Origin of the sequence: Bordetella genomosp. 11 (assembly GCF_002261215.1) — a bacterium.
Taxonomy (GTDB): Bacteria; Pseudomonadota; Gammaproteobacteria; order Burkholderiales; family Burkholderiaceae_B; genus Bordetella_C.
The window spans coordinates 79637-99700 of sequence record NZ_NEVS01000001.1; the positions used below are offsets into that span (position 1 = coordinate 79637).

The 20064-nt window shown below is 67.1% G+C and carries 14 protein-coding genes and 1 pseudogene; 4 read left to right on the top strand and 11 right to left on the bottom strand.

Annotated features, from left to right (window positions below; translation table 11 throughout):
* Nucleotides 1–25: 25 nt before the first annotated feature.
* Entirely contained in the window at nt 26–2725 is a 2700-nt protein-coding gene (locus CAL28_RS00365; RefSeq protein ID WP_094839458.1) for a GDYXXLXY domain-containing protein, read from the top strand.
* On the opposite strand, the gene gluQRS is transcribed toward CAL28_RS00365, so the two are convergent.
* The gene (gene gluQRS, locus CAL28_RS00370; RefSeq protein WP_094839459.1) at nt 2713–3606 is read right to left on the bottom strand and encodes a tRNA glutamyl-Q(34) synthetase GluQRS; all 894 of its coding nucleotides are present in this window, start codon (nt 3604–3606) and stop codon (nt 2713–2715) included. The genes CAL28_RS00365 and gluQRS overlap by 13 nt on opposite strands.
* Before the next feature lie 72 nt (nt 3607–3678).
* Nucleotides 3679–4140, bottom strand: a complete 462-nt coding sequence (locus CAL28_RS00375) for a DUF494 family protein (RefSeq protein WP_066342731.1) — start codon at nt 4138–4140, stop codon at nt 3679–3681.
* 222 nt (nt 4141–4362) lie between these two features.
* Here CAL28_RS00375 and CAL28_RS00380 point away from each other — a divergent pair, with 222 nt between their 5' ends.
* Nucleotides 4363–5523 carry a DSD1 family PLP-dependent enzyme gene (locus CAL28_RS00380; protein WP_440588341.1) on the top strand — a complete coding sequence of 387 codons (1161 nt, stop codon included), beginning with the start codon at nt 4363–4365 and terminating at the stop codon, nt 5521–5523.
* Between the two features lie 1121 nt (nt 5524–6644).
* On the opposite strand, the pseudogene CAL28_RS00385 reads toward CAL28_RS00380, so the two are convergent.
* The 7 genes and pseudogenes from CAL28_RS00385 to CAL28_RS00415 all read right to left on the bottom strand — a co-directional run bounded on the left by CAL28_RS00385 (nt 6645) and on the right by CAL28_RS00415 (nt 13549).
* Nucleotides 6645–7631 (bottom strand): annotated as a pseudogene (locus tag CAL28_RS00385) (IS110 family transposase).
* A 543-nt stretch (nt 7632–8174) separates the two neighbouring features.
* Nucleotides 8175–8903, bottom strand: a complete 729-nt coding sequence (locus tag CAL28_RS00390; RefSeq protein ID WP_094839460.1) for an amino acid ABC transporter ATP-binding protein — start codon at nt 8901–8903, stop codon at nt 8175–8177.
* Nucleotides 8884–9540, bottom strand: a complete 657-nt coding sequence (locus CAL28_RS00395; RefSeq protein ID WP_094839461.1) for an amino acid ABC transporter permease — start codon at nt 9538–9540, stop codon at nt 8884–8886. Before CAL28_RS00395 ends, CAL28_RS00390 begins: the two co-directional genes overlap by 20 nt.
* Nucleotides 9537–10205, bottom strand: a complete 669-nt coding sequence (locus tag CAL28_RS00400; protein ID WP_094839462.1) for an amino acid ABC transporter permease — start codon at nt 10203–10205, stop codon at nt 9537–9539. Before CAL28_RS00400 ends, CAL28_RS00395 begins: the two co-directional genes overlap by 4 nt.
* Before the next feature lie 5 nt (nt 10206–10210).
* Nucleotides 10211–10993 carry a transporter substrate-binding domain-containing protein gene (locus CAL28_RS00405; protein ID WP_094839463.1) on the bottom strand — a complete coding sequence of 261 codons (783 nt, stop codon included), beginning with the start codon at nt 10991–10993 and terminating at the stop codon, nt 10211–10213.
* 441 nt (nt 10994–11434) lie between these two features.
* Nucleotides 11435–12445, bottom strand: coding sequence for a methyl-accepting chemotaxis protein (locus CAL28_RS00410; protein ID WP_094839464.1), 1011 nt, complete (start codon nt 12443–12445; stop codon nt 11435–11437).
* A 417-nt stretch (nt 12446–12862) separates the two neighbouring features.
* Complete coding sequence (locus CAL28_RS00415; protein WP_094839465.1) at nt 12863–13549, bottom strand: GntR family transcriptional regulator; 687 nt, start codon at nt 13547–13549, stop codon at nt 12863–12865.
* Between the two features lie 132 nt (nt 13550–13681).
* Between CAL28_RS00415 and CAL28_RS00420 the strand changes: the two genes are divergently transcribed.
* A complete protein-coding gene (locus tag CAL28_RS00420) occupies nt 13682–14935 on the top strand; it encodes a M20/M25/M40 family metallo-hydrolase (protein ID WP_440588342.1) in 1254 nt (417 codons plus the stop codon).
* A 41-nt stretch (nt 14936–14976) separates the two neighbouring features.
* Here CAL28_RS00420 and CAL28_RS00425 read toward each other — a convergent pair whose 3' ends face one another.
* On the bottom strand, nt 14977–16236 hold the full coding sequence (locus CAL28_RS00425) for an allantoate amidohydrolase (RefSeq protein ID WP_094839466.1): 1260 nt from the start codon (nt 16234–16236) through the stop codon (nt 14977–14979).
* Between the two features lie 392 nt (nt 16237–16628).
* Here CAL28_RS00425 and CAL28_RS00430 point away from each other — a divergent pair, with 392 nt between their 5' ends.
* Complete coding sequence (locus CAL28_RS00430; protein ID WP_094839467.1) at nt 16629–17819, top strand: acetylornithine transaminase; 1191 nt, start codon at nt 16629–16631, stop codon at nt 17817–17819.
* Between the two features lie 147 nt (nt 17820–17966).
* Here CAL28_RS00430 and CAL28_RS00435 read toward each other — a convergent pair whose 3' ends face one another.
* Entirely contained in the window at nt 17967–20060 is a 2094-nt protein-coding gene (locus tag CAL28_RS00435; protein ID WP_094839468.1) for an acetyl-CoA carboxylase biotin carboxylase subunit, read from the bottom strand.
* Nucleotides 20061–20064: the final 4 nt, after the last annotated feature.

Consider the following 20064-nt stretch of genomic DNA (forward strand, 5'->3'; position numbering starts at 1 on the left):
GATGATAAGAGGGGAGAATCGCCACATGCAAGTCGACACCCACACGCCGGCAGGATCGGAATTGCACGCTTGGCGCGCGTTTCTGGCGCGTGCGACGCTGGCGCTCGGGCTTTTGCTGCTGGCCAGCGCGGTGGTTTGCTGGGTCGCGGCCAACTGGGGCGCCATGACAAAAGTGCAGCGCCTGGCAGGGGCGCAGGTACTGCTGGCAGCAAGCGCCTTGCTCGCCGCGTTCCTGTACGCGCGCCCGGCGCGCACCCCCGTCGCGGCGCACGGCCGCGCCTGCATGGTCGGCCTGGCGAGCGTGCTCCTGGGCGCCTTGCTGGCGCTGGTGGGCCAGACCTACCAGACCGGCGCCGACACCTGGGAGCTGTTCGCCCTGTGGAGCGGCCTGATGCTGCCGTGGGCCGTCGCGGCGCGCAGCCAGGGGGTATGGCTGTTCTGGATCGTGTTGGCCAATATCGCCCTGGCCCTGCTGCTGGGCGAACGCGTGCTGTCCTGGTGGGTGGTCTTCGACGGGCCGGGCTTTCCCAGCCTGATCGTCAGTGCGGCCAACCTGCTGATGCTGGCCATCTGGGAATTCTGCGCCTGGCGGGGGCACGCGCGTACCGGGGTGGGCCCCAGGGTATTGGTCCTGCTGGCGGTCGGCGTGCTGGCCCTGGCCCTGATGTTCGGAGAATCCGTGGTAGAGCGCCTGGGCACGTATACCGGGCTGGCCTGGGTCGGCGTGACGCTGGTGCTCGGCTATTTCTATACGCGCATCCGCCTGGACCTGGTGATCCTGGCGCTGCTGGCGGCGGGCGTGGTCTGCGTGTCGCTGCGGGTGGTGGGCGAGTGGCTGTTGCGCATCGACCCTGGCGTCTGGGTTGCCCTGCCGCTGGCCGGCCTGCTGATGGGCGAGGCGGTGGTCGCCGCCCGCTGGCTGCGTAGCCTTGCCTCGCGACAGGCCGGCGCCGCCCCGGACCCGCACGCCGGCCCGGCCGTCGACCCCGCCGATGCCTACGTGCGGGCAGCCGGCGAACCGGCCGGCGCGCTGCCTCCCGATGCCCCGCCCGCGGCCCCGGAAACCGCCGCATCGGCCGGCGGCGCCGTCGACGAAGCCGGCACAGCCGCCGCCGTGGCGCAACTGGGCCCGCGGGTCGCCCGGCGCACGGCCACGCCTTGGTATGTGCAGGGTCTGCTGGGCCTGAGCGCGTGGATCGCCACCCTGCTGCTGCTGGTGTTCCTGGTGGCTTCCGGCATCGTCCCGACCGCTTCCTCGGCTTTGGTGCTGGGCCTCGTGCTGTGCGTGGCCGGCGTCGCGGTGGCCCGCAACGCGCGCCAGCTGTTCTGGCGCCAGTGCGCCACGGCGCTGGCCTTCTCCGGCCAGATCCTGGCGGCCGCGGGGCTGTCCGTGTCGAACTCGCCCACGGGTTCGGCGCTGCTCATCCTGGTGTTGGCGGTCGCGGTCTATATCCTTGCCCCGGATGCCATCCTGCGGTTCCTCAGTGGCGTCATGATCGCGCTGGCCCTCTTTATATTGACGTCGTTTTCCGCCAGCACGCAGGACCTGTACGAGCACGTCCTGAGCTGGATGGGTTTCGACATGGTACGCGGCCTGGCGGTTTGGCTGCCGGCGTGCGTGGCGGGCGCCTGGCTGGCGGCCGCCGCCTTCCTGGTACGCGAACGCATGCCCGCGTCGCGGCGCGACACCTTGCAACCCCTGGCCTGGGCGTTCGCGCTGACCGCGCAGCTGGCTGCCCTGCAGGCGACCGGCGTGCCGGTGTGGGAGCTGCCCGCCCTGTGGGGCGTGCACCCGCCGGGCGTCCTGTATCTGCTCCTGGCCGCCCTGCTGCCGGTCGCGGTGGCCTGGGCCTTGATACGGCGCCGGCGCGCGGTCCTGCCGGCCAGCGTCCGCGTCGGTGTGCCGCTGGGCCTGCTGATCCTGGCGGTGTGCTGGCTGCCGGCGCCCGGCATTGCCTTCGCCCTGGCGTGGATCCTGCTGGGCTTCGGGCTGGGCCGGCCGCGCCTGCTGCGCTGGGGCCAGGCCGTACTGCTGATCTATCTGATTCAGTATTACTACCAATTAGGCGTTCCCTTGCTGCAAAAGTCGCTCTGGCTGGCCGGCGCGGGTGTCCTGCTGCTGGTCATGCGGCTCGTCGCCTGGCGCCTGCCGCGCTGGCTGGAAGGCGCCAGGCCCGCCGTGCCGGTCGTTGCGGCGGCCCCGCGGCGGCCGCTGTGGACGGGGGTCATCGTGGCCGGACTGGCACTGGTGCTGGCGGTCGTCAACACGGGGATCTGGCAGCGCGAGCAACTGCTGGCCAGCGGACACATCGTGCGGCTGGCCCTGGCCCCGGTCGACCCGCGCGCCCTCATGCAGGGGGACTACATGGCCCTGCGCTTTGCCGCGGCGCGGGAAATTACCCGCCTGCAGGACGGGCAGCCGGCCACCGTGGCCGGATTGTGGGGCGGCCCGGCCACCGATGGCTATCTCGTCCTGCTGCCCGATGCGGAAGGCGTCGCCCAGCCCGTGCGCGTGCAGCCGGCACCGGAGCCCCACGACGCCCGCGAGGTGGTGCTGCGCTATCGGTTGCGCGCCGACGGCGTGCGCCTGGTGACCAACGCTTTCTTCTTTCCAGAGGGCGAGGCCGCGCGATACGAGCAGGCCCGCTACGGCGAGCTTCGCGTCGGCGACGACGGGACCGGCTTGCTGGTGCGCCTGTTGAATGCCGATCTTCAGCCCTTATAGCGGCGGCCCCATTGCGCGATGGCCTCGGCCAGGAAACGCGTGGGACCATCGGCCACGATAGGCGCGAAACCCAGGACGCGCCAGGCGTGCTCCAGCGCTTCGACAGGCCGGGCCAAGTCCAGCGCCGGGGCGTGGTTCTGCTTGGACAGCTTCAACCCCGTGATGGGGTCCAGGACCAGCGGCACATGCATGACGCGCGGCGGCTGGGCGCCGAGCAGGCGTGCCAGGACGCGCTGGCGCGCGGTCGAGCTGAGCAGATCGGCGCCGCGCACAATGTCGGTGACGCCTTGCGCCGCGTCATCCACCACCACCGCCAATTGATACGCCCACATGCCGTCCGCTCGCCGCAGCACGAAATCGCCCACCGCCTGGGCCACGTTCTGGCGCTGCTCGCCCAGCCAGCGGTCGGTGAAACTTTCCTCGCCCGGCGGCACCCGCAGCCGCCATGCGCGGGGCAGCCTGCCCGGCGGCAAGCCGTCGCGGCATGTCCCGACATAGGGCCGCTCGCCGTCCACCAAGGCTTGGCGGACGCCACGCGCCCGTTCCAGTGCCGCATGGTTGTCGATGATTTCGCGGCGCGTGCAGGCGCAGCCGTAGACCAGCCCGCGGGCCGTCAGGTCGTCCATGGCCTGGCGGTAAGCCGCATCGCGCTGGGACTGCCACATCACCTCGCCGTCCCATTGCAATCCCAGCGTGCGCAACTGCCGCATGATGAGGCGGTCGGCGCCCGGCACGGTACGCGGCTTATCGATGTCCTCGATGCGCAGCAGCCATGTGCCGCCATGGGCTCGCGCATCCAGGTAGCTGGCCAATGCGGCGACCAGCGATCCCGCGTGCAGCGGTCCGCTGGGGCTGGGGGCGAAACGGCCGATGTAGGTCATGGACTGGCGGGTATCCTGCGCGCCAAAGCAAAGCCGGCCCGAAGGCCGGCCGGGTTCGGCGAAGGCAGGTCGTTAATGCAGGCAGCGGACGTCGCCGTCGTCGTCGAGCAGTTCTTCGAGGACCAGGTTATCGATGTCCGCTTCCTGGCTCCAGAGCACCATCAGCGCGGTAATCTTCAGCTTGGACAGGGGAACGGGCGATTCCGGCGCCGCCAGCGCACGGTCGATGACGATCTCTCGCAAGGGAGCGGGCAGGACGCCGGCGGACTCCAGGAAGGTGATGAAGCCGATGGCTTCGCTACCCAGCTGCCGGTATTCGCTGTCGGTGTAGATGCGGGTACCGGTCGCGGGCTGCTGAGCCAGATCCACGCAGCGCTCGGTGGTCTCTGCCAGGCCGTACAACCAGCCCAACGCATCGTCGATGTCTTCGTGTTCGAAGCCCGCCGCGGCCAGACGTTTCGCCAGTACATCCGCAGCAGGACAGGCTTGCGGCGTGTAGTAATTTTCAAAAAGATAGACGAGGATATCGAACATAGGGCGCAGCGTTTGTGCCAGTTTGCCCAGTCGGCCCGCTTATCGGCAAACCAGCAAACATGAATTCACTTTACGCTTATTCAAGTCCCGGGGCAACCGCCCTGCGGCGGGTGTTATGCGGATGCGACGACGTAGCGCGTAGAACGCCGTAGTTGAGCATAAATTCAGGAATCAGTCAGGCGCTGCCGGGGGTGGCGCTCATCAACATGTCAGGAGATCTGCTTGGACAACACCGAACTGGACGTGACGGGCGAGGCCGCGCCACTGCCGCAACTGCCGCCGCCGGCGCGCGTCGGCGATGCATGGGATCAGGTTGATACGCCCTGCCTGGTGCTGGACCTGGATGCTTTCGAGCACAATCTGCGCACCATGCAAGAATGGGCCGACCGCTGTGACGTCGCCCTGCGGCCGCATGCCAAGGCTCACAAATGTCCGGAAGTGGCGTTGCGCCAGGCGGCGCTGGGTGCGCGAGGGGTGTGCGTGCAGAAGGTCAGCGAAGCATTGCCCTTCGTCGCCGCCGGCATACACGATATCCACATCAGCAATGAGGTCGTCGGTGCCACCAAGCTGGACCTGCTGGCGTCGCTCGCCAGGCAGGCGCGGATCAGCGTGTGCGTGGACCATGTGGACAATGTGGCGGATCTTTCCCGCGCGGCGGCGAGGCATGGCGCGCGTATCGATGTGCTGGTCGAGCTGGATGTGGGCCAGGGACGTTGCGGGGTGTCGTCGCCGACCGCGGCGCTGGAGCTGGCGCGGCGTATCGAGAGTCTGCCGGGTTTGCGTTTTGCCGGTTTGCAGGCGTATCACGGGTCGCTGCAGCATCGGCGCGGCCATGCGGAGCGCGCGGCCGCGTGTCGCGAGACAGCGGCCCGGGCCAAGGAGTGCGCGCGGATTCTGGCCGAGCATGACTATGCCTGCCCGATCATTACGGGCTCCGGGACGGGGACGGCGGAGTTCGACGGGCCTGGTGGGGTCTATACGGAACTGCAGGCTGGGACGTATGCCTTTATGGACGGGGACTACGGCGATAACGAGTGGGCGGGCGAGCTGCAGTTGCGCAATAGCCTGTTCTTGCTGAGTACGGTGATGAGTACGCCTTGCGCGGATCGCGTGGTGCTGGACGCGGGGTTGAAGTCGACGACGATCGAGTGTGGGTTGCCGCGGGTGCATGAGCGGCCTGGTCTGACGTATGTCGCGGCGAATGACGAGCATGGGGTGGTGCGGGTGGCGGCGGGGGCGGCGACGCCTGCGTTGGGGACGAAGTTGCTGCTGGTGCCTTCGCATTGCGATCCGACGTTCAATTTGCATGACACGTTGGTGGCGGTGCGGGCGGGGGTGGTGGAAGGGATTTGGCCTATCTCGGCGCGTGGGCTTAGTCGGTGAGGGGTTTGCTGATGGGGACCGTTGGCGTTCGACGGCGGCGTGGGGGCTGCTGATGCCTGTCTGCTGTCGTTTCTGTGGGCGGGTGGTTCGCTTATGCCGTTGGTTGATGGTTGGCGTTGGCGGGTATTTTGCTTGTGCCGTCCGGCGGGGGTGATGCCTGTCGGGGCCAGCCCGGAGGAGCCGGTCCGGCGCCTTCGCGCCGGACTCCCGCGTCGTCATCCTCGTACGGCGGCCGAAGTGGCGGTGGGGTTCTTGTGCTTTTTTTGCCCGGCCGTCCTTCCTTCGGATTCCCTCGCGCGGCTCCAACGGGCTGGCCCCGACAGGCATCACCCCCGCCGGACTCCGGTTTGCCTTATTCACGGTCGCTGCGACGAGCTGGGTTCTTGCGCTTCGTGGGTGGCGGATGCTGCCGCTGGAAGATTTTGCATTGCACGTCGCATCGAGGCCGCCCAGCGCGGCCCCGCTGCGCCTACGCCGTAGTTGAATGCGACGGGCTGCATGCGAATGGCGGTGGGGATGGCGGCGGCGGTGGAATGCGACGTGCTCGAATGTCGCAGACGCAGGAATCCTGACAGTCCTGTCGGGAGACTGCAGACACAGAAATCCTGACAGTCTCGACACCGCCACAGGATTCTGCGGACACGACGGTCCTGACACCCCGCAAGCTCTGGATGCCGCGGGCACAAAGGTCCTGACGCCTCGACAGGCTTGGATGCCACGGCTACTCCTCAATCCTGACAGTGCCGTCCGCGCTCCTGGGCCGCGTCGCGGCTCGGTCCCCATGTCGCGTATCGTTGACCATCTCGGCTCGTTGGCCATCTTGCCCATGGCTCATGCGAATGTACGCATGCAACGGCATCCACTCCGGATGCAAAACCGTCGCACGAAAGCACCCGCGGCATGACGCGCCGTGTAGGCGATCGCTGGCCGCGCTGGGCGGCCGGCGATCGACGTGCGCCGCAAGATCTTCCATCGGCGGCATCCACTACCGACGAAGCGCAAGAACCCAGTTCGCCCCAGCGGACAGTGAATAAAGCACATCGGAGTCCGTCGGGGGTGGTGCCTGTCGGGGCCAGCCCGTTGGAGCCGCGCGAGGGAATCCGAAGATACCGTCTCGACTGTCAAGCAGTGACAGGAAAGTCGAAGCGGTAAGGTTCGCGGGTTTTAATTACGCCAAAGCAAAGATGAACCAGCTTACGCATGCAGGCGCCTATGGCCGACATCTTGGCTTTGCCCGCCGCTAGCAGACGCTGATAAAGCGCCTTGATATGCGGATTGTGTTGGGCTGCCACGACACCGGCCATGTACAGCATTGCCCTGACGCCGGCATTACCGGCTTTTGATAGGCGACTACGGCCATGCAAGGAGCTGCCCGACTGGCGTTGTACCGGCACCAGCCCCAGGTAAGCAGCTAGTGACTCCGCGCTCTTGAACTGATGGCTATGCATCACCGCCAGCATCGTGCGGCTGACTTTTATCCCTACCCCTGGAATGCTCTCCAACAACTTACTGTCTTCCTTTAGATCAGGATGACGGTCGATATGATCCTGGATCGCCTTCTCCAGCCGTTCGATCTCAGCAGCGTAGAACTCCAGGCTCTTCTCGATTGAGCTTTCCACCAGCGTAGGCGCCGCGCCAGCCTGAAGCTTCTCCTGCCGATTTAGTTCGCGCGCGCGATCCTTCGTCAGCGCTTCAAGACGGCCCAACAAGGCACGCAGCTCGCGCACGTGCATAGGTGCAGCCTGCCATTTACCGGGTTTGACTGCGGCGCCATAACGGGCCAGCACCAAACTATCGAGCGCATCGGTCTTCGAGCGCACCGCCAAGGCCTTGCCGAAGTTATGCACGTTGGCCGGATTGACCACTGATACCATCATGCCCGAATCAAACAACCACGTAGCCGCTTGCTCGTGATACGGCCCAGTAGCCTCCAGAATCACATGGATCCGCTGCGCCTGCGCGCCTTGCTTGGCGCACCACTGAATCAACGTCTTTACCCCGTCGGCGGTGTTTGGAACGACTTTGGATTAGCGCTTGTCACGCTCCAAATCCAATAACAGCATGCAGTCCAACTTCAGCTTGGCAACATCAATTCCCAAATAAAACATAGGCTTCCCATCCCGTGGCGATGCCAACTGAGCCCACTTACCTTGTGCATGCAGGGTCGATATCGCCCTAGGCTACCGTCCAGTGTCCAGATGGCTGCAGAGGTGAGGAGCGGCGGCTTTATCTACGGAACAGGGTCAACGCCGTCAGGGAGGACCGAAGCTCGTCCGCCCCTCGTGTGGCGATAGCTAACCACCACAAGCGCCAAGATACAAGGGAGGACGGCCGGGCAAAAAACCCGCAAGAACCCCACCGCCACTTCGGCCGCCGTACGAGGATGACAACGCGGGAGTCCGGCGCGAAGGCGCCGGACCGGCTCCTCCGGGCTGGCCCCGACAGGCACCACCCCCGACGGACGGCATCAGCAAAATACCCGCAGACAGCAACCGCCAACGGACGGCATCAGCAAGAATCGATCGAAGGCATCGACGAGATATCCGCCGACAGCAACCATCAACGGATGCCCTGAGCACCACACCCGCGGTCAGCGAACGCCACTGAACTGCGCAGTCGAACCGACGGCCGGTGTGACCTCCGCCGATCTCTTAGCTCGCCATCCCGAGGAAATGCCGTAACTCCGGCGTACCAGGATTGCCGAATACCGTCTCGGGATCCCCGACCTCGTGTACGCGCCCTTCGTGCATGAAAACCACCCGGTCGCACACCTCCCGCGCGAACCGCATCTCGTGCGTGACCATGATCAGTGTCATGCCCTCGCCGGCGAGTTCGCGCACCACCGCCAGTACCTCGTTGACCAGTTCGGGATCCAATGCGGAAGTAATCTCGTCGCACAGCAAAGCGATCGGCTGCATGGCCAGCGCGCGTGCGATTGCCACGCGTTGCTGCTGGCCGCCGGACAATTGGTTGGGCCAGGCGTCGAACTTGTGGCCCAGGCCCACTCGTTCGAGCATCAGCCGCGCCAACGTGCGGGCTTCCTGCTCCGGCATTTTGCGCGTCACCATCGGCGACAGCATCACGTTGCGGCCAGCGGTAAGGTGAGGGAACAGATTGAACTGCTGGAAAATCATGCCCACTTTCAGCCGCAACGCGCGCAGATGAAGATCGTCGTTTACCAGCTGTGCGTCGCCCACCATGATCGAGCCCTGGTCTATCGTCTCCAGGCCGTTGATGCAGCGTAGCAGCGTACTCTTGCCCGACCCGCTCTTGCCGATGATGGCGACCACTTCGCCTGGCTCCACGCGCAGCGTGATTCCCTTCAGCACTTCGTTGGATCCGAAGCTTTTACGGACCTCTTCAAGCGCGATGAGCGGCATGCAGCTTCCTTTCCAGTTTCCGGCTCGCGCGCGACAGCGGCCAGCACAGTATGAAGTAGATCAGCGCCGCCACGGCATAGACCGTGAACGGATTGAACGTCGCGTTGGTAATGATGGTGCTGGCCTTGGACAACTCGGTGAAGCCGATGATGGAGGTCAGCGCCGTACTCTTGACGATCTGCACCGTAAATCCCACCGTCGGCGCCACCGCGATGCGCAAAGCCTGGGGCAGGATCACATGGCGCATCTGTTGCGTGTAGCTCATCGCCAGGCTTGAGGATGCCTCCCACTGCCCGCGCGGGATGGCATCCACGCAGCCGCGCCAGATCTCGGCCAGGAACGCGGCGGACCAGAGGATCAGCGCCGTGCCCGCGGCCAGCCAGGCCGGCACGTCCATGCCGGCCAGCGCCAGGCCGAAGAATGCCAGGAACAGCTGCATCAGGAGCGGCGTTCCCTGGAACAGTTCGATATAGGCCCAGGCAATGCGGCGCGGCCAGTTTGCCTGGGCCGTGCGCATCATCAGTACCAGCAGGCCCAGGATCGCGCCGCCGGCAAAGGCGACCGCCGCCAGCAGCACCGTCCATCGGGCCGCCAGCAGCAGATTGCGCACGATGTCCCAAAAGGAAAACTCGATCATCGCGCGCTCCCGCCGAAAATCCTCCGCCCCGCCAGCCGCAGGATCTGCCGCAGGACGATGGCCAGCAGCAGGTAGATGACGGTGGTGACGATGTAGACCTCGAAAGGCCGGAAGTTGCGCGACTGGATGAAATTGGCCGCGAAGGACAGGTCCTCCGCGGCGATCTGCGAACAGACGGCCGATCCCAGCATCACGATAACGATCTGCGAGGACAGCGCCGGCCAGATGCGCGCCAGCGCCGGTCGCAGGACGACGTGGCGGAACACCTGCATGCGGCTCATCGCCAGGCTCATGCCGGCTTCGTACTGGCCGCGGGGCGTGGCGTCGATGCCGGCACGGATGATCTCCGTGCTGTAGGCACCCAGGTTGATGGCCATCGCCAGGCAGGCCGCCTGCATCTCGCCCAATTGCAGTCCGATGGTGGGCAGGCCGAAGAAGATAAAGAACAGCTGGATCAGGAAGGGTGTGTTGCGTACCAGCTCGACGTAGGCGGTGACCGGCGGACGCGTCCAGCGGGGCCCCTGCGTAATGGCCCAGGCGCAGGCGATGCCGATGGCGACACCGGTCACCGCGCCGAAGGCGATCAGCTCCACCGTCACGCCCAGCCCTTTCAGCAGGACGGGCGTGTAGTCGGCGACCGCCAGGAAGTCGAAGCGGTAGGCCATGGGCGCTACAGTCCCGCCGGCACGTCGGCACCCAGCCACTTGTGCGAGATGACGTTGAGCGACCCGTCCTTCTTCGCGTCGGCCAGGATGGCGTTCAGCTTGGCCTTCAGTGCCGGTTCATCCTTGTTCAGGCCGATGTAGCAGGGCGAGTTCTTGATCAGGAACTTGGTCTCCGGTTTCTTGGGCGGGTTCTTCGCCAGGATGGCGGCGGCGACGACGTTGCCGGTGGCGATCAGCTGCACCTGGCCGGACAGGAAGGCGGAGATCGTGCCGTTGTTGTCCTCGTACCGTTTGATCGTGGCGCCGGCGGGGGCGATTTTGCTCAGTTCGATATCTTCCACCGCGCCGCGCGTGACGCCGATGGTTTTGCCGTTCAGGTCGGCGGGGGCGCTTGCCTTGATGCTGGAGGGACCGAACACGCCATTGAAGAAGGGGGCGTAGGCGTCGGAGAAATCGATCACCTTTTCCCGTTCGGCATTCTTGCCCATGCTGGAGATGACGAGGTCGACCTTGCCGGTCTGCAGATAGGCAATGCGGTTGGCGCTGGTCACGGGAACCAGTTCCACCGTGACGCCCAGGCGGGCGGCCACCAGCCTGGCCGTGTCGATGTCGTAGCCGACCGGCTTCAGATCCGGGCCGACCGAGCCGAACGGCGGAAAGTCCTGCGGGACGGCGACGCGGATGACCCCGGCCTTCTGGATGTTCTGCAGCGCATCGGCGCTGGCCGTGCCCGAGCCCAGTATGGTCGCGGCGGCGCACAGCGCCATCAAAAGGTGTCTACGGTTCATTTGTGTTCTCCGGACTCCGTGATGGGGGCCAGTGTGTTTGCACACCAAATCGGTATACAAAATGGGTGATGCAAATTGCATGCCACCTTGTCGCCCGCCTGGCCTGCGAGAGAAGCACCCGCAATCGGTTCGTGCAGGACGCGCGCTTTGCACCTTGCGGGTGCGCGAACGCACTAAACAGGTGCGAAGGCGGGCGCGTCCAGGAGTGTTGGAAAATTACATCAGCGGTGTTCGGCGACGGACGGCGGCGCGCCCGTTTTCCGCCGCCTGGCGCGCATCGTCAGGCAGTGGGAACGGCCGCGTCGCGGCCGTCATGTCGGTCCTTGGTTGGAATGTGCCCGGCCGCTGGCGGGCCTGCCGGCGCGCAGGCAAGCCTTCTACTGTCACGCCCCTCAAGACCGCGCTGCCATCGGGGACGACGGGCGCCCCGCGTCCCTGCGCCTAGGCCGGCTTGTCGACCACCACGCCGTGCCACCCCATGCCCGGATAGGTTTCATAGCCAGGGGTCAGCGCATAGCCGCACAGGGTGTCCCCATCGGCGTAGTAGCCGCTCGTTTCGCCGTCGCGTGCGCGCAGCTCGAAACGATCGCTCAACAGTCCTTTGCCGTCGGTGCTGGCGATGATGCGCTGGCGCGCATCGACGATCATGCAGCGGACCGACCTGCCCGGCTCCGGCGCCAGCCGCACATTGGCCAGCACGCCCGCCGCCTGCTTGCGCCAGTCGAAGAACACGGCCATCACGCCTATCGGCCCTCGCTCGCCCGGCCGATATACGCCGGCGGCGTAAATGGCCGCTTGCGCGTTGCCCAGCGCCTGCACGCATTCGATGTCGCAGCTGGCGTATTCCTCCGGTCCGGCGAAGGCCATGGCCTGGCGGAACCAGGTTGTGGACGATACATCGCGCTGCGCGGCTTCCGGGTAGGCCTGGGGGCGGCCGTTGCATAGCACGCGGCCCGTGGCATCGACGATCCAGATATCCAGATAGACGGTGTACGTGTCCAGGATGATGCCCAGCCGCTCGCCGGCGTGTTGCGCCGTATCGATGCCGGGCTCGGACAGCGCGGTCGTGACCGCGCTGTCCGTCGCCCACCAGCGGACGTCGCAAGTCCGCTCGTAGAGATTGCGGTCGATGGTTTCGATGGCGTTCAGCGCCAGGTCCGCCAGGCGTTGACCGCGGCTGCGGCGCAATTGATGCGTGACGCTCTGCGCGACCTCTTGCAATTCGGTTTGCAGCGAATTGGCGAGCGCTTCGACGCGTTCCGAGACCTCGCGCACGCGGCCCGCCACGATGGCGAAGCCGCGCCCGGCCTCGCCGACGTGCGATGCCTCGATGGCGGCATTCAGGCCGAGCAAGCGCGTCTCCAGCGTGATTTCCTTGATATCGCGGATCTTTCCGCTGGTGATCTTGCCTATCAGCGAGGACAGGTCGGCGATGGTCTGCGCTTCTTCCATGGGGGGTCCGATCAGGATGCGCTTACGCGGAGCGAGCGTTGCAAGGCACGGGCGGGCCTCGCGGGTTTTGAAGGGAAAGCGGTATGGGTGCGGGGCGGTGGCCGCGCGGCATAGTTTGCGGTCCGTGCCCGCGCGGCGGCAAGCCGCGGCACGGAAATACTATGAAATAAAAGTGTGACAGAAAAGAACTTTACACCGCTGACCCAGGTGGCGCGCTACGGCGGTCGTCACCGGCAGGGCGCCCGGCGCCCGAATGGTGCCGGACCTGCACGGAATCGGTGCGATATGAAGCGTGCACCCGGTGCCCGTCACAGGCCACGCCAGGCGCATGGGAGCGGGGCCGAAGGGGACCGAACGGGGGCGAACGGGGCCCAAGCGATCAGGCCAGCAGCGCGGCGATCAGGCCAGGAGCGGCGATCACGTCAGCAGCGCGGCTACCAGGTCGCCATCGCCTCCGGTGTCGGACTCGAAGTCGAGTCCGCCCTCGACGTGGTCCAGGTGCTCGATCATCAGGCGGCAGGCCAGCTCGACGTCGCCCTTGCGTGCGGCATCGAGGAAAGCATGGTGTTCGTCGGAGGAGCAGGCGGCGTCCACGTTCGACTGATACAGCACCGTGATGATGGCGCTACGGGCGGACAGTTCGCGCAGCATTTCGGTCAGCACGGAATTGCCGGCCACTTCCGCGAGCAGGATGTGGAAGTCCCCCAGCAGGCGATTGCGCAACTGGACGTCGCTGCCCGCCACGGCCTTGCGTTCCTGCTTCAGGTGCTGCTCGATCCGCTTGTAATCCGCCGCCTTGGCCCGTGCGACGAATTCGCGCGCCATGGCGGTTTCCAGGATACGCCGTACGGAGAAGATCTCGCGCGCCTCGGCCGCGCTGGGCTTGCTGACGAAAGCACCCTTGTCCGGCACCGTGCGGATCAGCTTGTCCTTGGTCAGCATCAGCAGGGCGGCGCGGATCTTCGTTCGGCTGACGCCGTAGGCGCGCGCGAGCGCTTCTTCGCGCAGGCGCGTCCCGGGGGGCAGCCTGTGCGCGACGATGGCCGCCGCGATATCGCGGGCGATGTGCTCGGTGCTGGTGTCGGCTGCGTTCGGTGCGGGCATTGCGGTGCGGCGGGGATGTACCGGAGACTGGGGACCGCGGCCGGGGGGCCCGGATGCGGCGCAGGCATCAAGTCTACCCAATTCTCGGCGACAGGGATTGCATACAAAATTTACATGCATTAGAGTGGCCGCATGATGTCCCACGTCCCGACCCTGCTTTCCTTCCTGGACGGCCAGCACGATCGCCAGGTGGAATTCCTGCGCGAGCTCGTCCGCGTCCCCTCCGATAACCCTCCCGGCGATTGCGAAGCGATCGCGCGCCGCGCGCAGTCCCTGCTTCAGGACCTCGGCCTGGAGGTGGAGGCCCACGTGGTCCCCACCGAGCTCGTGCAGGCCAACGGCATGCGCTCGGCGGTCAACCTGATCGTGCGGCACCGCTTCGGCCCGGGCGGACCGGTGATCGCCCTGAACGCCCATGGCGACGTGGTGCCCCCGGGCGAAGGCTGGCGCCGCGACCCCTACGGCGGCGATATCGAGCACGATGCCCAGCACGGCCCGGTGATGTACGGCCGCGGCGTGGCGGTGTCGAAATCCGATTTCGCCACCTATACCTGGGCCCTGCTGGCGCTGCGCGAGGCGCAGCGCCAGGGCGCCGCGATGCACGGCGCGGTCGAGCTGCACTTCACCTTCGACGAGGAAGCCGGCGGCGAGATCGGCCCGCGCTGGCTGCTGGACCAGGGGCTGAGCAGCCCGGACTATGCCGTATCCGCCGGTTTCGGCTATGCCGTCACGTCGGCGCACAATGGCTGCCTGCACGTGGAGGTGTCCGTGCAGGGACGCCAGGCCCATGCCGCCATGCCGGAAACGGGCCTGGATGCGCTGGAAGCCGCCACCCAGGTGTTGCAGGCGCTGTACGCCTTCCGCGCCGAACTCGCCGGCCGCCGCTCGGGCACGCCCGGTATCGGCGCGCCGACCCTGAACGTCGGGCTGATCCACGGCGGCATCAATACCAACGTGGTTCCGGATCGCGTCACCTTCCGCGTCGACCGCCGCATGATCCCCGAAGAGGCCGGACACGATGCCGAGGCCGAGCTGCGCGGTATTGTCGAAGCCGCCATCGCGCGCCGGCCCGGCTGCGCGGCGACCGTCAGGCGCATTATGCTGGCGCAGCCGCTGACCCAGCTGCCGGGGGCGGAACGGCTGATCGAGCCCCTGCGGCGCCACGCCGCGCGCATCATGCAGGCCGACATTCCGGTGCAAGGCGTGCCGCTCTATACGGACGCGCGCCACTATACGCAGCGTGGCATCCCCACCGTGCTGTACGGCGCCGGTCCGCGCACCCTGGTCGAAGCGGGCGGCCACAACGCCGACGAAAACCTGCGGCTGGAAGACCTGCGCAAGGCCACGCAGGTCGTGACCCTGACGCTGGCCGAGCTGCTGGGCTGAGGCGCCGCGGCATGGCGCCGCCGCGGCACCGCGGCACTTCCCTATTCCAGGGTGCGCGCCAGGCTAAGCAGGAATGTCTCCGTTACCTGGGCCGCCAACTGCACGTCTTCGCCGGTCACCGTTTCCAGGGGATTGTGGCTGACGCCGCCGTTGCCGCAGCGGACGAACAGCATGCTTACCGGCGCCACCTTCGCGACCATCATCGCGTCGTGGCCGGCGCCCGACGGCAGTTCGTGGACCGGCACGCCGTGCGCGGCGATCGCCGCCGACCATAGCGAGCGTTGCGCGGGCGCGCACGGCGTCGCCGGCACGCGCATGATTTCTTCCATCGCCATGCCGATGCCGCGACGGTGGCAGATGGCGGCGATCTCCGCGTCCAGGTCGGCCAGCGCGGCGTCGCGCAACGCGTCATCGGGCGCGCGCACGTCCAGCGATAGCTGGCAGCGGCCGGGGATGACATTGATCGAGCCGTCCGGCACCTCCAGCCGGCCGACGGTGCCGACCAGGCCGTCGCCGCGCTGGCAACGCCGTTCCACCGCCAGCACGACCTCGGCCGCCGCGCAGGCCGCGTCATGCCGCAGGCCCATGGGCGTGGTCCCGGCATGGCCGGCCTGGCCCTGCAGCGTCAGCAACCGCCGCACGCCGCCCGCGATCGCGCTGACCACGCCGACGGCCAGGCCGCGGTCCAGCAGCACCGGTCCCTGTTCGATGTGGACCTCGAAATAATGCGCCAGCCGCGCGATGTCGCCGGCATCGGTGTTCACGCGGGCGGGATCGAAACCGGCTTCGCGCAAGGCATCGCACATGGCGATGCCGGCGGCATCGGTGCGGTCGAGTACGGCGCTGTCGAAGCGTCCGACGTAGGCCGACGAACCCAGAAAGGTGCCGCCGAAGCGCAACCCTTCTTCCTCGGCGAAACCCACGACCTCGAAATCGAAAGGCAACCGCCGGCCTTGCGCATGCAGTTCGGCCACGACGGCGATGGGCAGCAGGATGCCAAGCCGTCCGTCATAGCGGCCGCCGTTGCGCACGGTGTCGTAGTGGCTGCCCGTGGCCACCAGGCGGGCGGCGTCCTGTCCCGGGACCGCGCGATACCGTCCGATCACATTGCCGACCGCGTCATGGCGCACGTCGTCGAAGCCCGCTTCGCGCATCCAGGTGGCAAGCATCGCGGCCACCGCGCGGTGCGCGGGCGTCATATAGGCGCAGGTCAGGTGCTCCGGGTGGTCGGAATGCAGCGCCAGGGCATCGGCCCAGCGCAGGATTCTTTCGCCGCGTGGGGGCAGGGATATGGATGGCATGTCGGGCTCCGCACATTGGAAGATCCCGGTCGGCGGGTCCGCCATGCCGCCGGGATGCTGATTTAACGACATTACACAAACTTTGTATACACTCTGGCTCGCGGATTCCCGCTGGGCCCGCGAAGTCCCGGACAAGGCGACAGCGCCTGGCGGACCGCGGCGGCGGGCCTGCCGGGTACCGCACCGCGCCGGCATCCGGCGGCCGCGCGGCGGCCCTTCCATGGGCCGTGGCGAAGGCGGCTGATGCATAGGGTGATGCATTTTTACCGCGCCGCGTGGATTCCTCGGCCCCGGATGGCAATCCCGCCGCCAACGGGTGATAAATTTACTCCCTTGCCCGCCCGATACCCAGGGCGGTGCAAACCTCATCCTTCCTTAGACCAGGAACAGCCATGGAATTCAGCCAGTACAACGTCAACACCCTCATGGAGATCACCTCCCGCCCGGACCTCGTGTTCGTGCGAGGAGAGGGATCCTGGCTGGAGGACAACACGGGCAAGCGATACCTGGACTTCATCCAGGGATGGGCCGTGAACTGCCTGGGGCACAGCGCTCCTGAAATGCTGCGCGCGCTGAACGACCAGGCCGCCAAGCTGATCAATCCCTCGCCCGCCTACTACAACGAGCCTTCCTTGCAGCTGGCGCAGCGCCTGACCCAATCGTCGGTGTTCGACCGCATCTTCTTCGCCAACAGCGGCGCGGAAGCCAACGAGGGCGCCATCAAACTGGCCCGCAAGTGGGGCAAGGTCAATCGCAACGGCGCCTACAAGATCATCACCATGGACCACGGCTTCCATGGGCGCACGCTGGCGACCATGTCGGCTTCGGGCAAGCCCGGCTGGGACACGATGTTCGCGCCGCAGGTGGACGGCTTTCCCAAGGCCGACCTGAACGACCTGGATTCGGTGCGCAAGCTGATCGACCCGCAGACCGTCGCCATCATGCTGGAACCCGTGCAGGGAGAAGGCGGTGTCATCCCCGCCAGCACGGAGTTCATGCAAGGGCTGCGCAAGCTGGCCGACCAGCACGGCATCCTGCTGATCGTGGACGAAGTCCAGACCGGCATGGGCCGCACCGGCACCATGTACGCCTACCAGCAGTACGGCATTACGCCGGACATCATGACGCTGGGCAAAGGCATCGGCGGCGGGGTTCCGCTGGCCGCCCTGCTGGCGCGCCAGGACATCAGCGTGTTCTCGCATGGCGAGCAGGGCGGCACCTTCAACGGCAATCCGCTGATGACGGCGGTTGGCGTGGCGGTGTTCGATGTGCTGAATGCCCCGGGTTTCCTGGAGTCCGTCCAGGCGCGCGGCCGCCAATTGTCCGAAGGGCTGCTCAAGCTGTCGGCCAAGTGGGGCATGCATGGCGAACGTGGCGCCGGCCTGCTGCGCGCGCTGGTGATGGATCGCGACGACGGTCCGGCCATCGTCGACGCGGCTCGCAAGCTGGAGCCGCAAGGCATGCTGCTGAACGCGCCGCGCGGCAACCTGCTGCGCTTCATGCCGGCCCTGAATGTGACCGAGCAGGAAATCGACCTGATGCTGGAAACGCTGGACGGCGTGATCGCCGCGATGCGCGGCTAGGCAGGCTCGCTGCCGGAAAGAAGGCCCCGCGCGGTCCAAGGCGCGGGGCCTTTTTTTTGCGTCCCCGCACCTCGCCGTTCCGCCGGTATGCGCCACGATGCCGGCGGTTGCCTGCCGGGTACGTCCACGGCTTTGCGCGGATGGGATTTATCGCAGCGCGATCAACGCGGCCCCTTCGGCCACCTGGTCGCCCACCGCGTAGAACACTTCGGCTACTTCGCCGTCCGCGGCCGCCGTGATGGTGTGTTCCATTTTCATGGCTTCCATGACGAGCAGCGCCTGGCCCTTGCGGACCGCATCGCCAGCGCGCACGCCGATGGAGATGATTTTGCCCGGCATGGGCGCCGTCATGTCGCCGCCATGTTCGCCGTGCTCCTCGCCCGCATGGGCCAGCGGATCGTGCAGCACCAGCTGGCGGGCGTCGCCGTCGTGGAAGACGTGCAGGCTTTCGCCGCACCAAACCGCCACGCCATGGATATCGTCGTCGTCCAGGGTCACGCGGATCGCCCAGCCCTGCCCGCCTTCGCCGCGCGGCGCGGCCTCCCATCGCAGCCGGCGCGGCGCGCCGTCGTCCAGCGCCAGGCTCCACGCGTCGCGTTCGCGCCGCAATGCAACGGTGCGCCGGGTGTCCCGGTCCAGCCAGTGTATGGGCCGTTCGTACCGTCCATCCACGCGCCAGCCGTCACGCGTGTCCCAGGGATCGGGCGACGCATGGGCCTGGCGGTGCGCGGCCGTCGGCGATGCGGGCGCGGCGCCGGTGTCCTGGGTGCCCGCCATCGCATCGTCGTGAAGGGCGCGACCGCCTGTCGCGTCCTCGCGCGCCAGCAGCGCGGCGGTGGATAGGGCCAGCATGGACGGCGACGCGGTTCCCGCTGGGGGCAGCAGCGTGTCGCGCCGCCGTTCGATCAAGCCGGTGTCCAGGTCGGCGGCGGCGAAGGCCTCGTCGCGCATCAGGCGGCCCAGGAAGGCGGTATTGGTATGCACCCCGGCCACGCGCACCTGCGCCAGCGCCTGGGCCATGCGGGCACGCGCGGCATCGCGGTCCTCGCCGCGCACGATCAGCTTGGCGATCATGGGGTCGTAGTAAGGCGTGATCGCATCGCCGGCCCGCACGCCTCCATCCACGCGCACCGCGCCGTTCGCGAAGGCGGTGTGCGCCGGCAGATCCAGGTATCGCACGGTGCCGATGGAAGGCAGGAAGCCGGTGTCGGGATTTTCGGCATAGATGCGCGCCTCGATGGCATGGCCGCGCAGCCGCAGGTCCTGCTGCCGCGCGGGCAACGGCTCGCCGGCTGCCACGCGCAATTGCCATTCGACCAGATCCACGCCGGTGATCATTTCGGTCACAGGATGTTCCACCTGCAGCCGGGTATTCATCTCCATGAAATAGAAGCGGCCGTCGGGTTCGACGATGAACTCCACCGTGCCCGCTCCCACGTAGCCCACCGCCCGCGCCGCGGCGACGGCGGCTTCGCCCATGGCCTGGCGCCGGTCTTCCGTCATGCCGGGCGCGGGCGCCTCCTCGATGACTTTCTGGTGGCGCCGCTGCACGGAGCAATCGCGCTCGAACAGATAGATGCAGTGTCCGTGGGTGTCCGCGAAGACCTGGATTTCGATATGCCGGGGCTTCTGCAGGTAGCGTTCGAGCAGTACGCGGTCATCGCCGAAGCTGGACGACGCTTCGCGCCGGCAGGACGCCAGCGCATCGGCGAAATCGGCGCCGTCCTGCACGATGCGCATGCCCTTGCCGCCGCCTCCCGCGCTGGCCTTGATCAGGACGGGGTAGCCGATGGCATCGGCCTGCCGGCGCAGGAAGGCGGCGTCCTGGTTGTCGCCGTGGTAGCCGGGCACCAGCGGTACGCCGGCTTTCTCCATGAGCTGCTTGGCGGCCGATTTGCTTCCCATGGCGGCAATGGCGCCGGCGGGCGGCCCGACGAAAGCGATGCCCGCCGCCGTGACGATTTCGGCGAAGCCGGCGTTTTCCGACAGGAAGCCATAGCCGGGATGGATGGCCTGCGCGTCCGCGGCCTGCGCCGCGGCCAGGATCAGGTCGCCACGCAGATAGCTGGCCCCGGGTTCGGCCGGTCCCAGGCGTACGGCGGCGTCGCAGGCGGCGACGTGCGGCGCGCGCGCGTCCGCGTCCGAGTAGACGGCGATGGTGCGGATGCCCAGGCGGCGGGCGGTCGCCGCCACCCGGCAGGCGATTTCACCGCGGTTGGCGATAAGCAGAGTTGAGAACACGCGG